This window comes from Curtobacterium sp. MCBA15_013 (assembly GCF_001865095.1).
Taxonomy (GTDB): Bacteria; Actinomycetota; Actinomycetes; order Actinomycetales; family Microbacteriaceae; genus Curtobacterium.
The window spans coordinates 172,077-185,213 of the sequence record NZ_MJGQ01000015.1; the positions used below are offsets into that span (position 1 = coordinate 172,077).

Below are 13,137 nucleotides of genomic sequence, written 5' to 3' on the forward strand. Positions count from 1 at the left end.
TCGTTTCGTGTGCAGAAATGGTCGGGTCCTGTCCGGGGACCCGACCATTTCTGCTCACGATCCGGAGATCACGGCCCAGGCGGCGGCCTGGAGGCGCAAGGTCCCGTCCCCGACGTCGGCTCCGCCCGCCTCGACGCGCGTCGCACCCGCTGTGGGCAGGTCGACGGGATCGGGCGACAGGTTCAGGGCGGTCACCACCGCCCGCTCCGCGGTCGCGGTCCGCAGCACGATCGCGGTGTTCGTCAGGTGGACGACGTCGGTGTGGGCGCGGTGCAGCCAGGGCTCGCGGCGACGGAGGGCGATGAGCGCCTCGTACGCGTGCGTGAGCGCCACGGACTCGGGCGGAGCGGCCGGGAACTCCGGGCGGACGGCATCGTCCCCGCCGACGCGCTCCTCCTTCACCCCGGTCCAGCCGTACTCGTCACCGGCCCAGACGCTCGGGGTCCCGGCGACCGTGAAGAGGACGGCGGCGGCGTGCCCGGCGAACCGCTCCCCCACGGCGCTCGCGATGCGCGTCACGTCGTGGTTGCCGACGAACGTGCTCGGTGCCTGTGCGGCCAGCAGTTCGTCGTGCCGTTCGACGGCGTGGGCGAGCTCGAAGCAGTTCCGGTCGGCGATGCCGTGCCAGATGCCCTGCCAGAGCTCGTACTGCGTGGTGGAGTCGACCGTCGAGGCGCGGACGAACGCAGCCGTGTCCCCGTGGATGACCTCGCCCGTGAACCAGGCGTCCGGGAAGCGCTCCCGGACGCGCGGCAGCACCCGTGCCCAGAACGCCGTCGGTACCGCGTAGGCCGCGTCGAGCCGCCAGCCGTCGACGCCCCGTGCGAGCCAGTGCGTCATCACCTCGACGACGAGGTCCTCGGTGGCGCGGCTGCCGTGGTCGAGCGCGACGAGGATGTCGTGCCCCTCGAACAGTCCCACCGGCACGTCGTCGCCGGGCGACCAGCCTGCCCAGTCGATCGCGAACAGATCCGCCGTCGGCGCGTCTGGCCCCTGCTCCTCGACGGCGCGGAAGGCCGGGTGCTCCCGTCCGACGTGGTTGAACACCCCGTCGAGCAGGACCCGGATCCCCCGGTCGTGCGCGGCCGTGACGAGCCGGTCGAAGTCGTCGTCGTCACCGAGCCGCGGGTCGATCCGGAAGTGGTCGACCGTGTCGTAGCCGTGCGTCGAGCTCGTGAAGACGGGACCCAGCAGCAGCCCGTTCAGCCCGAGGTCCACGACGTGGTCGAGCCAGGGCTCGATGCGGCCGAGCCGGTGGTCGACGGGGCGTTCGTCCACGGGGGTGTCCGGCCGGACGTCGGCACCGACGAACCCGAGCGGGTAGACGTGCCACCACATGACGTGCTCGACCCAGGCGGGCTCGGCGGGACGCTTGGGTGCGGTGTCGGTGTTCACCGACCCGATGCTGCCAGCCGTGCCTGGGCTGGGCGCGAGACCGGACAGCGGGGACAGGATGGTCGCATGGGACGAGCGATCAGGACCGAGGCGGACGCCGCCGCGAACGAGGCGGAGCACGCCGATCGGACGTGTGCCGCGTGCGGACGACGGATGCCCGATTCCGCCGGGCCGGAGGCGAAGTGGTGCTCGGCAGCGTGCCGGAAGCACGGCGTCGACGAGACCGACCTCGCGCTCGAGCAGCGTATCGACGAGCTCCTCGCCGCACGGGCCCGCACGTCCAGCATCTGCCCGTCGGACGCCGCCCGGGCCCTCGACCCAGACGGCTGGCGTGACCTCATGGAGCCGGCACGGCGGGCCGCACGGCGCATGGTGGCCCGCGGTGAGGTCGAGATCACGCAGCACGGCAGCGTCGTCGACCCGTCCACCGCCAAGGGCCCGATCCGTATCCGCCGACCGCGCTGACATGGACGACCGCCTCGTCACGGCCACTCACCGCGCCGATCACCTCGCTGCCGTCGGCGGCACCGTCATCGGCATCTCGCAACAGGCCGCCCTCGCCGGACTCTCCGTGTTGTGGACCGCACTCGGCGCCGTCGGGATCACCCGGCCCGCGGAACTCGTCTGGACGATCATCGCAGCGATCGGTGCAGTGCTCACCGTCACCGTGTGGATCCGCGCCCGTCGGACGGGGGCCTTGCTGCCGTTCTTCCTCACCGCTCCCGAGCGGCCGCTCGCGGTCCTCACCCCGGCGCAACGTCGCGAACTCCGACGACAGTTGAGGCGACCGGGCACCGTCACGGAACCGTACGCGGGACTCGTCCGGAGCATGATCGACTGGCAGCGCCGCTCGTCGCGTGCCGCCGTCCCGGTGCTCGTCGGGGTGTTCCTCAGTCTGGTCGGGCTCTCCGGTTCGGTCGCGATGACCAACGGGACGGCTGGATGGTCCTTGATGGTCGGCCTCCTCGCCGTCGCCGTGTTCATCACCGTGGTCAGTCGCTTCGAATCGCGGCGTCAACTGCTCGTCCGGGAACAAGCACAGCACGACACGTGTTGAGCATCGGGATGACCTCGATCGACACCGCCGCACAGTCCCCCGACCGTCTCCGAGCCCTCGTGGTGGGTGCCAGCGGCATCACCGGATCGGCGCTCGTCTCGCACCTGCTCGACCTCGGGTGGGAGGTGACCGCGCTCTCCCGCCGGCCCCTCGCCCGCGACGGTGTCCGCACCGTGGCCGCGGACCTGCGGGACCCGGACTCGCTGGGCACCGCCCTCGCCGACGAGCGCCCGACCCACGTCTTCTTCACCGCGTGGCAGCGGCAGGACACCGAGGCCGAGAACATCCGCGTGAACGGCGGCATGGTGCGCGACCTCCTCGCTGCCCTCGCCCACGCGCCGCTCGAGCACGTCGCCCTCGTCACCGGGCTGAAGCACTACCTCGGCCCGTTCGAGGCGTACGCCGCCGGCGAGATGCCCGACACCCCGTTCCACGAGGAAGAACCGCGCCTCGACACCCCGAACTTCTACTACGCCCAGGAGGACGAGCTCTTCGCCGCCGCCGACCGCCAGGGCTTCACCTGGTCGGTGCACCGCTCGCACACGGTGATCGGCCACGCCGTCGGCAACGCGATGAACATGGGGCTGACCATCGCGGTGCAGGCGACCCTGGCGAAGGAGCTCGGTCTGGACTTCGTGTTCCCGGGCAGCGAGGCGCAGTGGAACGGCCTCACCGACATGACGGACGCCGGCATCCTGGCCGAGCACATGGTCTGGGCGTCGACCACGCCCGAGGGTGCCGACGAGGCGTTCAACATCGTGAACGGCGACGTGTTCCGCTGGCGCTGGATGTGGCCTCGGCTCGCCTCCCACCTCGGTGTCGACCCGGCGCGGGTCGTGGGGTACGAGGATGCGCCGCGTCCGCTCGAGGAGCAGATGGCGCCGCACGAGGCTGCGTGGGCCGACATCGCGGAGCGCCACGGCCTCGTCGAACCCGACATCACCCGGCTCGCCTCGTGGTGGCACACCGACGCCGACCTCGGTCGTGCGATGGAGGTCGTCACCGACATGGGCAAGAGCCGCGACGCCGGTTTCACCGCCTTCCGTCGCACCGAACGTGCCTTCGCCGAGCTCTTAGACCGCTACCGCGCCGACCGGCTGATCCCCTGATCCGTACCCCGGTGGAAGTAATCGGGGGACACGAACCTGCGGCCCGGCCGCGAGCCGCGCTGCTGCCCCTGGTTGTGTTCGTGGCACAGGCCCCGAGGACCCTCGGCGGTCCCCGGAGGAAGGAAGACACCATGTCGCTCGGAGACAAGGCGAAGGACGTCACCCAGAAGGTCGTCGGCAAGGTCGAGGAAGCGGTCGGCAAGCACACCGACGACGACGAGCTCAAGCACCAGGGCCAGAAGGACCAGGTCATGGGCGAGGGACGTCTCGAGACCGAGAAGGCGAAGGACCACCTCGACGGTCACTGAGCCCGTCGCACCACGCAACGCCCGCGCCCGACGGCGCGGGCGTTCGTCGTCTCAGAAGGCGTAGCGGATGCGGCAGCTCGGCAGGTGCTCCGCGACGAGTTCCCGGAACCGCTCGACCAGCTGCCCCTTCATCCCTGAGCGGTAGCGGACGTTGACCGCGCCGTTCTGCGACACCTTCTGCTCCTGCAGGTCCGGGCGCCACAACAGGTCCTCGGCCTTCGGGTGCCAGCCGAGGTTGACCTCGTGCAGGGGCTCGTTGTGGGTGAGGAAGATGACCTCGGCCGCGAGCTGCGCCTTCGCGGCCGGGGAGAGGACGTCGTCCACCTGACGCAGGAGGTCGGCCCAGTCGGACTCCCACGTCGGGGTCAGGATGACGGGCGAGAAGTTGAAGTGGACCTCGTACCCGGCGTCGACGAAGTCGTTCACTGCGGCGATCCGCTCGGCGATCGGGCTGGTGCGGATGTCGGTGACCTTCGCGGTCTCGTGCGGCATGAGCGAGAACCGGATGCGCGTGCGGCCCATCGGGTCCCAGTCGAGCAGGTCGCGGTTGACGTACTTCGTCGCGAAGGAGGCCTTGGCAGTCGGTGACATCCGGAACAGGTCGCAGAGGTCCCGCACGTTGTCGCTGAGCATCGCGTCCACCGAGCAGTCGCTGTTCTCGCCGATGTCGTAGACCCACGCGTGCGGGTCGCACTGGTTCGGCTCGGTCTTCGGTCCCTGCTTCGCGATGTTGCGGGCGACGTGCTTCGTGATCTGGTCGATGTTCGCGAAGACCGTCACGGGGTTGCTGTAGCCCTTGCGCCGTGGGACGTAGCAGTAGGCGCACGCCATGGCGCAGCCGTTCGCCGTCGACGGGGCGATGAAGTCCGCGGAGCGTCCGTTCGGCCGGGTCACGAGCGACTTCTTCACGCCGAGGACGAGCGCCTCGGTCTTGATGCGCACCCATCGCTGGACGTTCCGTTCGTCGCCGTGCACCTCCGGGATGTTCCAGTGCGACTCGACGGGGACGATCTCGGCGTCGGGCCACTGGCCGACGACCTCCTGCCCGCGCTGGAGCTCGAGGGCTGCCGGCTCGGCGTAGATCCGGCGGACGTCGAGCAGGGCGCGGGTGCGGGGTTCGGGCATCACCGCCGTTCTACCGCCCACCCCTGACACCGTGCACCGGATCCGCGCGGTGACCGTTCTGGTTCGCGATTCCCGGACTCCACGAACCAGAACGGTCATCCCTCCGGACGAACCCGGTGTCCGCTGCAAGACTCGGGTGCATGACCGCGACGCCCGACGACCACTTCTTCGTGGTCGACGGTCGGCGGTGGCGACGCACCGACCCAGCGCTCCCCGAGGACGTCGCCGCAGCCCTCCGGTCGCACCTCGGTCGGGGCCGCAACGCCGTCAAGCAGGCCAAGCGCTCCGGCGACGAGGACGCCCTCGCCGCAGCACGGCACCGCAACGGCCTGGCGAAGCACGGGCTCGGCGAACGCGGGCCCGAGTGGTGGACCCGCCCCGAGGCCGACCGGATCGCCGACGCCCGGCGAGCACTGCACGACCTCGACGCCCTCGACACCGATTCGCCCGACGCCTCGAGCCGGCCGCTGCCGTGAAGACCATCCGGCCGCCGCGACTCGACCGCGTGCTCAACATCATCGTCTTCGGTCCCGTCGGCATCGGGACGGGTGTCGCGGTTGCTTCGGTCGCCTTCTCACCGGGCGCGTCAGCCCGGGTCTTCGTCTTCGTCCTGGGTGTCGTGTTCGCTGCGATCGCTACCTGGGTGTTGGTCCGGCTCCCGCGGCTCGGCGTCCAACTGTGCGGAGACACGCTGCGGTACCACGGCTTCCTCGTCAGCTGGTCGGCGCCGCGCGACGGCATCACCACGGTGCTCGACGATGCGTTCGTCGAGTGGCGTGATGACAGCGGCACGGAACACCGGCGGCAGATCTGGATGCTCACGCAGGCGAGGGAGGACGACGGCACCAAGTTCGCCCCACTGTGGCGGTGGCGACGTGCGGCGCTGCTCGAGGTGCGGGCGTGGGCCGGAGCTCGAGCAGTCTGACTCCCGGAACGGTCAGGGGCGGTAGTCGTCGGGCTTGTTCGGGGTCGGGGTCGGCGGCGCTCCCGCACCGACGATCCCGCCGGAACCGAACGAGGTGAGCACCCCCGCCAGGACGTGGAGCACGGAGACGACCACGCGCCCGACCCACTGCAACACCCGCACCATCGCATCCCCCTCGGCTGCTCGGACTCCAGCGAATCCTAACCCCGTCAGCCCTCCGTGTGCCCGAGGTCCGGCTCGACCCGCAGGCACACCGACCGGGAGGCCGCGGCGTGCAGTTCGAGGACGACGACGTCGTTCCTCCCGGCGCGGAGCACCGGTCCGGGGACGGCCAGGGTGCGCTGCGGTCCGCGGGACCAGTACCGGCCGAGGCAGAACCCGTTGACCCAGGCGACACCCTTCCGGAACCCGTCGAGGGCGAGGTAGCGGTCCCCCGCCTCGGCGAGGTCGAACGACCCCGTGGCGAACACCGGTCCGGCCAGCACGTCGCCGTCGATGGGCAGTGCGTCGGCGAGGATCGTCAGCGCGGCCTCGGGCAACGGGTCGAGGGCCAGGGGCGACGCCGTCCACCGGGCGAGCGGGACCCCGTCGACGGCGATCCCGCCGATCAGGCCCTTCGGCTCGCCGATGCGCGGGCCGTAGTCGACGCGGCCCTGGTCCTCGACGAGGAGCTCGAGCTTGCCGGTGACCGGGGGCAGGGCGATGGCGCGGTCGTGGTGCTCCCGTTCGAGCACACCGACGACGATCCCGTCCACGGAGACGACGGCGCGGTCGCGGACCTCCTCGCCGACGGTGAGCACGCCGCCGGACGGCAGGTCCACCTCGGTCCGGTACAGCACGAAGCCGCTCGCAGCGCCGAGGGCGTCGAACGTCGGCGGGGTGTCGTGCGCGGACCACGACGTGAGGGACGGCAGCAGGGAGCGCAGGGGTGTGACGCGGTCGAGGCGGACGGCGACGTCCGAGGCGGGGGCGAGCCGCGCCTCCTGGCCCGGAGCCGACCCGACGGGACCGACGGGTCCGACGGGACCGACGGATGCGAGCCGACCCGACCCACCGGGCTGCATCGCAGCGGGCAGCGGCGGCACGGGCGCGTAGCGCTCGATGACCGAGCGGAAGGCGTGGAACTTCTCCGTCGGACGCCCGGCCTCGTCGAGCGGTGCGTCGTAGTCGTACGACGTCGCGATCGGGCGGTACACGCCCTTGTCGTTCGCGCCGTTCGTGAAGCCGAAGTTCGTGCCCCCGTGGAACATGTAGATGTTGACCGAGCCACCGGCGGCGAGCAGGTCGTCCAGGTCCGACGCTGAGGCGACGGCGGGCGTGGTGTGGTGGTGCTCGCCCCAGCTGTCGAACCAGCCGTCCCAGAACTCCGAGCACATCAGGGGGCCGGTCGGCTGGGCCTGTCGGAGTCGCGCGAGCCGTTCGACGGAACGCGAGCCGAACGACCCGGTCTTGTGCAGCGAGGGCAGCGAACCGTCCTCGAGCATCGTGCCCATCGGCTGGTCGACGCTCGTGAAGGGGACGGTGAGCCCGATCGCGCGGTGCATCGCCTCGAGCTTCGACAGGTAGACGGGGTCGGAGCCGTACGCGCCGTACTCGTTCTCGACCTGCACGAGCACGATCGGCCCGCCGTGGTCGATCTGCCTCGGGACCAGCACCGGCGCGAGATGCTCCAAGTACCCCTGCACGGCGGCGAGGAACCCCGGCTCGTCGCGGCGGACTGCGACGGTGCCGTCGGCGAAGAGCCAGTACGGCAGGCCGCCGTTCGTCCACTCCGCGCAGATGTAGGGGCCGGGACGGACGATGGCGTGCATGCCCTCGGCGGCGACGAGGTCCAGGAAGCGGCCGAGGTCGAGACCGTCCTCGAAACTGAACGAAGAAGGCGACGGCGCGTGCGCGTTCCAGGCGACGTACGTCTCGATGGTGTTGAGCCCCATCAGCTTCGCCTTGCGGATCCGGTCCGCCCACAGGTCGGGGTGGACACGGAAGTAGTGGATCGCGCCGGACAGGATCCGGTGCGGCTCGCCGTCGAGCAGGAAGTCGGTGTCGCCGATGGCGAAGCGCATGGGGGAACTCTTTCAGGAGACGGGGCCGTGCGGAAGGTTCCGCACGGCCCCGGGTCGAACTGGTGTGGTGACTACTTGGACGAGACCGTGAAGCCCTGGTCCTTGCCGTACTTCGCGAGGGCCTTCTGCCAGGCGGCGAGACCGCTCTCGAGCGAGGTGCCGTTCTCGTACGACTGGCCGACGGTGTCCGCGTACACGCTGTTCGCGTACACCTGGTAGGGCAGGTAGGTGAAGTCGTTGTCGGACGACTTCGACGCGTCGACGAGCACCTTGTTGATCTGCTGGCCGCCGAAGTACTCCGGCTTCTCGTCGAGGAACGCCGAGGACTCGAGGTCGGCGGTGGTCGACGGGAACCCACCGGACTTCATGAAGATCCCGGTCGACTCCTTCGAGGAGTTCAGCCACTTGAGGAAGCCCGCCGCGAGCGCCGGGTTCTTCGACTGCTTCATCACCGCCTCGGCGCTGCCGCCGTTGTTCGCGGTCTGCGCGCTGCCGCCGTCGTAGGTCGGCATCGGCGCGACGCGCCAGTCACCGCTGGCGTCGGCGACGCTCGCCTCGAGGTTGCCGGGCATCCAGGCGCCGGTGATGAGCGTGGCGATCTGGCCGTTGCCGAGCTGCTTGTACCAGTCGTCGCTCCAGCCGACGGTCTTCGACAGCAGACCCTGCTCGACGAGCTGGTCCCAGGTCTTGGTCCACTTCTTCGTGCCGGCGTCCTCGAGGTTGATCGTGACCTTGTCGCCCGTCGTGGTGAAGGGCGTGCCGCCGGCCTGGGCGATCATGCTCGTGGTGAAGCCCGCGTCGCCGGAGTCGGCCGCGATGTACGCGTCCGGGTCGGCGTCGTGCAGCTTCTTGGCCGCGGCGACGTACTCGTCCCACGTCGTCGGCACGGCGATGTCGTGCTTGTCGAAGACCGTCTTGTTGTAGAACAGCGCCATGGGGCCGGAATCCTGGGGCAGACCGTAGATCTTGCCGTCCATGTCGACCGAGTTCCACGTGCTCGTCGCGAACTTGTCCTTCAGGTCGCCGAACCCGTACGAGGACAGGTCGAGCAGCGAGTCGGACAGCGCGAACTGCGGGAGCGCGTAGTACTCGACCTGGGCGACGTCGGGGGCGCCCGAGCCGGCCTTGATCGTGTTCTGGAGCTTCGTGTACTGGTCGGCGCCGGTGCCGGCGTTGACGAGCTTGACCTTCACCTTGGGGTAGGCCTTCTCGAACGCGGCGACCTGGTCCTTCGCGGACGGGGTCCACGACCAGTAGGTCAGCGTGCCGCCGTCCTTGAGGGCCTTCGAGATGTCGTCGGACGAACCGCCGGACGAGGAGCCGCCGGAGGCGCAGGCGGCGAGGGCGACGGCTGCGGTGACGCCGATGGCGACGGCGCTGAGGCCGCGCCGGAGACGCTTGTTCATGGAGGTGCCTTTCACTTCTTCGTGGAGAGGGGGTGGAGCTGCTGTGTGTCGGGCAGGAGGCGCGTGGCGGGGCCGCTGCGTGCCTCCCGTCCGACGGATCAGGCCTTGACGGAACCGGCCGCGAGGCCGGACTGCCAGAAGCGCTGGAGGAAGAGGAACGCGACCACGATCGGGATGATCGTGAGGAGCGATCCCGTGACGACGAGGTTGTAGATCGGCTCGGCACCGGACCCGGTGGCCTGCGCGTTCCACTGGTTGAGGCCGACCGTCAGCGGGTACCACTTCGGGTCGCTCAGCATGATGAGCGGCAGGAAGTAGTTGTTCCAGGTGGCCACGACGGCGAAGAGGAGGACCGTGACGACACCGGGCGCGAGCAGGCGGAGCGCGATGGTGAAGAAGATCCGGAACTCGCCGGCGCCGTCCATGCGGGCGGCCTCGAGGAGTTCGGCGGGGATCGCGTCCACCGCGTAGGTCCAGATCAGGTACATGCCGAAGGGGCTGATGAGCGACGGCAGGATGATCGCCCACGGGGTGTTCGTCAGGCCGAACTGCGAGAAGAGCAGGAAGGTCGGGACGGCGAGGGCGGTGCCGGGGACGGCGATCGCACCGAGGACGACGGCGAAGACCGCACGGCGGCCGGGGAACTGGAACTTCGCCATGCCGTAGCCGGCGATCGTGGCGAGGAGGGTCGCGCCACCGGCGCCGACGACCACGTAGAGCAGCGTGTTGCCGAGCCACTGCACGAAGATGCCGTCGTTGTACGTCAGCGTGTCGACGATGTTCTGCCAGAGGTTGAACTTCCCGCCGAACCACAGGCCGAAGGTCGAGAGGAGCGAGGCCTGCGTCTTCGTGCTGTTCACGAGCAGGTAGAACAGCGGCGCGAACGAGTAGACGACGAAGACGATCATCACGGCCGTGAGCAGGCCGGAACGCTTCGGCTTGCGTCCGTCGACGTGCTGCTCGGCCTTCCGCTCGGCACGCCTGGAGGCGCGGCTCGACCGGGCCTGCGGGTCGCGCAGCGTCGTGGTCGCCTCGGTGACGGTAGCCGGGCCGGACGCGCCGGTCGCCGGGTGCTGCAGGGTGCTCATCGGTTCTCCTCGCGGGTGCCGCGGACCTGGACGACGTAGGCGATCACCGCGGTGATCACGCCCATGACGATCGCGACGGTGGCGGAGTAGTTGAACTGCTGGCCGCTGAACGACAGCGAGTAGGCGTACATGTTCGGCGTGAAGGCACTGCCGATGACGTTCGGGGCGAGCGTCTTGAGCAGGTTCGGCTCGTTGAAGAGCTGGAAGCTGCCGATGATCGAGAAGATCGTGGCGATCACCATCGGGCCGCGCAGGGCCGGGAGCTTGATCGAGAAGACCGTGCGCATCGGGCCGGCGCCGTCGAGCTCGGCCGCCTCGTACAGCTCGCCGGGCACGGTGCGGAGCGCGGCGTAGAAGATCAGCATGTTGTAGCCGAGGAACTCCCACGTGACCACGTTGCCGATCGACGTGAGGACCCAGTCCGGGCTGAACGGCTGCAGCAGGTCGATGCCGAGCGCGTGGTTCGCGGTACCGGTGAGGCCGAACTGGTTGCCGTAGATGAAGCCCCAGATCAGCGCGGCGACGACACCGGGGACCGCGTAGGGCAGGAACACCGCGATGCGGAAGAAGCTCGTTCCCCAGAGGCGCGCGCTGTCGAGTGCGAGGGCGGCGACGAGCGCGAGGCCGAGCATGATCGGGACCTGCACGACGAGGAACACCGCGACCCGGCCGAGGCCCGACCAGAACTTCGCGTCCTGGAAGAGCTGCACGTAGTTGGCGAACCAGACGAACTGGTTGCCGCCGATGAGCTGGTCGCGGAACAGGCTGAGCCAGAGCGCGTAGCCGATCGGGACGATGAGCATCGCGACGAGGACGACGACGAACGGGCCGACGAAGAGCCATCCCGTGTACCGGCCGCGCGGTCTGGCGCGGCGCCGCGGTGGCACGGCCGGGGCGGTGGCTCCGGCTGCGCGCGCTTCCAGCGTGCTCATGTGACTCCCTTGTCGTGCTGTGTTCGGGTCCGTCGATGTTGACGTCAACATCGAACGGCGCGACGATAGCATGGCAACGTCAACATGCGCTAGCGTCCGGTGCAGGCCGTCGCGCTCGACGTCCACTCGCACCGATGGGAGACCCCGTGACGACCGACCTGTCCGCCACGCGCCGGTCCCCCTCGATGGCCGCCGTGGCCGAGGCCGCCGGGGTCTCGATGCAGACCGTGTCCCGCGTCGCTCGCGGCTTCGACAACGTCTCGCCGGACACCCGTGACCGGGTCCAGCGTGTGATGGACGACCTCGGCTACCGCCCGAACCGCGCTGCCCGGGCCCTCCGCTCCGGGCGCTTCCGGACGATCGGCGTGATCATGTTCACCCTCGCGTCGTACGGCAACATGCGCACGCTCGAGGCGATCGCCGACGCGGCCGGCGTCGCCGACTTCACGATCACGTTGCTGCCGATGGCCTCCCGCACCGAGGAAGGCGTCCGCTCGGCCTTCTCCCGCCTGCACGAACAGGCCGTCGACGGGGTCGTCATCATCATCGAGTCGCACATCATCGACACGGCCGAGGTCGTCCTGCCCGACGGCGTCCCGATGGTCGTCGTCGACTCGACCGGCACCACGCAGCACCCGGCGATCGACACCGACCAGGCCGACGGCGCCCGCCGGGCCACGCAGCACCTGCTCGACCTCGGGCACGAGACCGTCTGGCACGTCGCCGGCCCCGAGTCGTCGTACTCGGCCGCCCGGCGTCTCGCCGCCTGGCAGGCCACGCTCGAGGCCGCCGGGCGCACCGTCCCGTCGGTGTTCCGCGGCGGCTGGGGTGCCGAGTCCGGGTACCGCGCCGGGCAGGAGATCGCCCGCCGCCCCGAGATCACGGCCGTCTTCGCCGCGAACGACCAGACGGCCCTCGGGGTGCTCCGCGCCGCCCACGAACTCGGGCGTCCCGTGCCGGAGACCCTCAGCGTGGTGGGCTTCGACGACTCCCCCGAGTCCGACTCGTTCTGGCCGCCGCTGACCACCGTGCACCAGTCCTTCGACGAGGTCGGGCGCCGGGCGGTCCGGAACCTCCTCGCCCAGATCGACGGGCAGCCGGTCCGCGCCGAGGCCGACCTCGTGCCGGTCCGCCTGGTGGTCCGGGCGAGCACCGCGCCGCCGCCGGCCTGACGCACCCCGCCGCCGCGGCGTCCGTCACACGGTCAGCGCGCGGGGCGTACCGTGCACACGGAGCCGGTCTGCTGTCCCGGCCCCGGGTGTGCGCCACTTCCGTGTGTCCGGAGGACGAGCCACCGCTGCGGTCCTCATCTCCCCACCTCGGCGCGTTCGGATCATGAAGAACATCGTGTACGGCCTGACCGCCGTCCTGACCTCCGACGAGGCCGCGGACGCCGTGCTGGACTACGCCGCAGCACTCGCGCACGCCGGACTCGCGGACACCGTCGCCGTCCCCACCGTCGACGCGTTCGGGAGCACCACGACGACGTCGTTCCTGCTCGCCCCGGCGCTCGGGCTCCTCATCGAGGACGCCGCCGACGACCCGCTCGGCCCCGACACGGCTGCCTTCGTCGAGGAGATCTCGTGGCGGGCGCGCGCCGTGCGCTGCACGCCGCCGCCGCACGCCTGACGAGCGCGACGGACGGGAGGCGCGGTGCCAGTCCGCCGCGCGCCTCCCGTCCGCCGTCGCGAAAGCGACACGTCACAGCGAACCTCCGGCGCACAACTGT

The 13,137-nt window shown here is 70.4% G+C and carries 15 protein-coding genes; 8 read left to right on the top strand and 7 right to left on the bottom strand.

Annotated elements, in window-relative coordinates:
- Positions 1-54 precede the first annotated feature (54 nt).
- A complete protein-coding gene (locus BIV01_RS10315) occupies positions 55-1,395 on the bottom strand; it encodes an alpha-amylase family glycosyl hydrolase (RefSeq protein ID WP_139199295.1) in 1,341 nt (446 codons plus the stop codon).
- A gap of 66 nt (positions 1,396-1,461) precedes the next feature.
- On the opposite strand from BIV01_RS10315, the gene BIV01_RS10320 reads away from it, so the two are divergent.
- The 4 genes from BIV01_RS10320 to BIV01_RS19360 all read left to right on the top strand — a co-directional run bounded on the left by BIV01_RS10320 (position 1,462) and on the right by BIV01_RS19360 (position 3,869).
- Positions 1,462-1,860: a DUF3253 domain-containing protein gene (locus BIV01_RS10320; protein WP_071302759.1), complete on the top strand. Its 399-nt coding sequence runs from the start codon at positions 1,462-1,464 to the stop codon at positions 1,858-1,860.
- 1 nt (position 1,861) lies between these two features.
- Positions 1,862-2,452 (top strand): hypothetical protein, encoded by a 591-nt coding sequence (locus BIV01_RS10325; protein WP_071302760.1) that lies wholly within the window; start codon positions 1,862-1,864, stop codon positions 2,450-2,452.
- 8 nt (positions 2,453-2,460) lie between these two features.
- Entirely contained in the window at positions 2,461-3,561 is a 1,101-nt protein-coding gene (locus BIV01_RS10330) for an SDR family oxidoreductase (RefSeq protein WP_071302761.1), read from the top strand.
- A gap of 131 nt (positions 3,562-3,692) precedes the next feature.
- Positions 3,693-3,869 (top strand): CsbD family protein, encoded by a 177-nt coding sequence (locus BIV01_RS19360; RefSeq protein WP_139199296.1) that lies wholly within the window; start codon positions 3,693-3,695, stop codon positions 3,867-3,869.
- A gap of 51 nt (positions 3,870-3,920) precedes the next feature.
- Here the strand turns inward: BIV01_RS19360 and BIV01_RS10335 are convergent, their stop codons facing one another.
- Positions 3,921-4,994, bottom strand: coding sequence for a spore photoproduct lyase family protein (locus BIV01_RS10335; RefSeq protein WP_071302762.1), 1,074 nt, complete (start codon positions 4,992-4,994; stop codon positions 3,921-3,923).
- Between the two features lie 140 nt (positions 4,995-5,134).
- Here BIV01_RS10335 and BIV01_RS10340 point away from each other — a divergent pair, with 140 nt between their 5' ends.
- Together BIV01_RS10340 and BIV01_RS10345 are read left to right on the top strand one after the other, a co-directional pair.
- Complete coding sequence (locus BIV01_RS10340; protein ID WP_071302763.1) at positions 5,135-5,470, top strand: biopolymer transporter Tol; 336 nt, start codon at positions 5,135-5,137, stop codon at positions 5,468-5,470.
- A complete protein-coding gene (locus BIV01_RS10345) occupies positions 5,467-5,919 on the top strand; it encodes a hypothetical protein (RefSeq protein WP_071302764.1) in 453 nt (150 codons plus the stop codon). Before BIV01_RS10340 ends, BIV01_RS10345 begins: the two co-directional genes overlap by 4 nt.
- Positions 5,920-5,931: 12 nt before the next feature.
- Here BIV01_RS10345 and BIV01_RS19760 read toward each other — a convergent pair whose 3' ends face one another.
- The 5 genes from BIV01_RS19760 to BIV01_RS10365 form a co-directional block, all read right to left on the bottom strand.
- Complete coding sequence (locus BIV01_RS19760) at positions 5,932-6,084, bottom strand: hypothetical protein (protein ID WP_175473683.1); 153 nt, start codon at positions 6,082-6,084, stop codon at positions 5,932-5,934.
- 44 nt (positions 6,085-6,128) lie between these two features.
- Entirely contained in the window at positions 6,129-7,982 is a 1,854-nt protein-coding gene (locus BIV01_RS10350) for a glycoside hydrolase family 35 protein (RefSeq protein WP_071302765.1), read from the bottom strand.
- A 71-nt stretch (positions 7,983-8,053) separates the two neighbouring features.
- A complete protein-coding gene (locus BIV01_RS10355; RefSeq protein ID WP_175473684.1) occupies positions 8,054-9,388 on the bottom strand; it encodes an ABC transporter substrate-binding protein in 1,335 nt (444 codons plus the stop codon).
- A gap of 98 nt (positions 9,389-9,486) precedes the next feature.
- Positions 9,487-10,476, bottom strand: coding sequence for a carbohydrate ABC transporter permease (locus tag BIV01_RS10360; RefSeq protein ID WP_175473685.1), 990 nt, complete (start codon positions 10,474-10,476; stop codon positions 9,487-9,489).
- Positions 10,473-11,408 (bottom strand): carbohydrate ABC transporter permease, encoded by a 936-nt coding sequence (locus BIV01_RS10365; RefSeq protein ID WP_070418185.1) that lies wholly within the window; start codon positions 11,406-11,408, stop codon positions 10,473-10,475. The genes BIV01_RS10360 and BIV01_RS10365 overlap by 4 nt, the downstream gene beginning before the upstream one ends.
- A gap of 134 nt (positions 11,409-11,542) precedes the next feature.
- Between BIV01_RS10365 and BIV01_RS10370 the strand changes: the two genes are divergently transcribed.
- Both BIV01_RS10370 and BIV01_RS10375 read left to right on the top strand, forming a co-directional pair.
- Positions 11,543-12,580 carry a LacI family DNA-binding transcriptional regulator gene (locus tag BIV01_RS10370; protein WP_071302767.1) on the top strand — a complete coding sequence of 346 codons (1,038 nt, stop codon included), beginning with the start codon at positions 11,543-11,545 and terminating at the stop codon, positions 12,578-12,580.
- 163 nt (positions 12,581-12,743) lie between these two features.
- Positions 12,744-13,037: a hypothetical protein gene (locus BIV01_RS10375; RefSeq protein ID WP_071295568.1), complete on the top strand. Its 294-nt coding sequence runs from the start codon at positions 12,744-12,746 to the stop codon at positions 13,035-13,037.
- Positions 13,038-13,137: the final 100 nt, after the last annotated feature.

Coding starts and splice junctions, on each gene's coding strand:
- BIV01_RS10320 (WP_071302759.1), top strand. CDS start 1,462: ATGGGACGAGCGATCAGGACCGAGGCGGACGCCGCCGCGAACGAGGCG.
- BIV01_RS10325 (WP_071302760.1), top strand. CDS start 1,862: ATGGACGACCGCCTCGTCACGGCCACTCACCGCGCCGATCACCTCGCT.
- BIV01_RS10330 (WP_071302761.1), top strand. CDS start 2,461: ATGACCTCGATCGACACCGCCGCACAGTCCCCCGACCGTCTCCGAGCC.
- BIV01_RS19360 (WP_139199296.1), top strand. CDS start 3,693: ATGTCGCTCGGAGACAAGGCGAAGGACGTCACCCAGAAGGTCGTCGGC.
- BIV01_RS10335 (WP_071302762.1), bottom strand. CDS start 4,994: ATGCCCGAACCCCGCACCCGCGCCCTGCTCGACGTCCGCCGGATCTAC.
- BIV01_RS10340 (WP_071302763.1), top strand. CDS start 5,135: ATGACCGCGACGCCCGACGACCACTTCTTCGTGGTCGACGGTCGGCGG.
- BIV01_RS19760 (WP_175473683.1), bottom strand. CDS start 6,084: ATGGTGCGGGTGTTGCAGTGGGTCGGGCGCGTGGTCGTCTCCGTGCTC.
- BIV01_RS10350 (WP_071302765.1), bottom strand. CDS start 7,982: ATGCGCTTCGCCATCGGCGACACCGACTTCCTGCTCGACGGCGAGCCG.
- BIV01_RS10355 (WP_175473684.1), bottom strand. CDS start 9,388: ATGAACAAGCGTCTCCGGCGCGGCCTCAGCGCCGTCGCCATCGGCGTC.
- BIV01_RS10360 (WP_175473685.1), bottom strand. CDS start 10,476: ATGAGCACCCTGCAGCACCCGGCGACCGGCGCGTCCGGCCCGGCTACC.
- BIV01_RS10365 (WP_070418185.1), bottom strand. CDS start 11,408: ATGAGCACGCTGGAAGCGCGCGCAGCCGGAGCCACCGCCCCGGCCGTG.
- BIV01_RS10370 (WP_071302767.1), top strand. CDS start 11,543: ATGGGAGACCCCGTGACGACCGACCTGTCCGCCACGCGCCGGTCCCCC.
- BIV01_RS10375 (WP_071295568.1), top strand. CDS start 12,744: ATGAAGAACATCGTGTACGGCCTGACCGCCGTCCTGACCTCCGACGAG.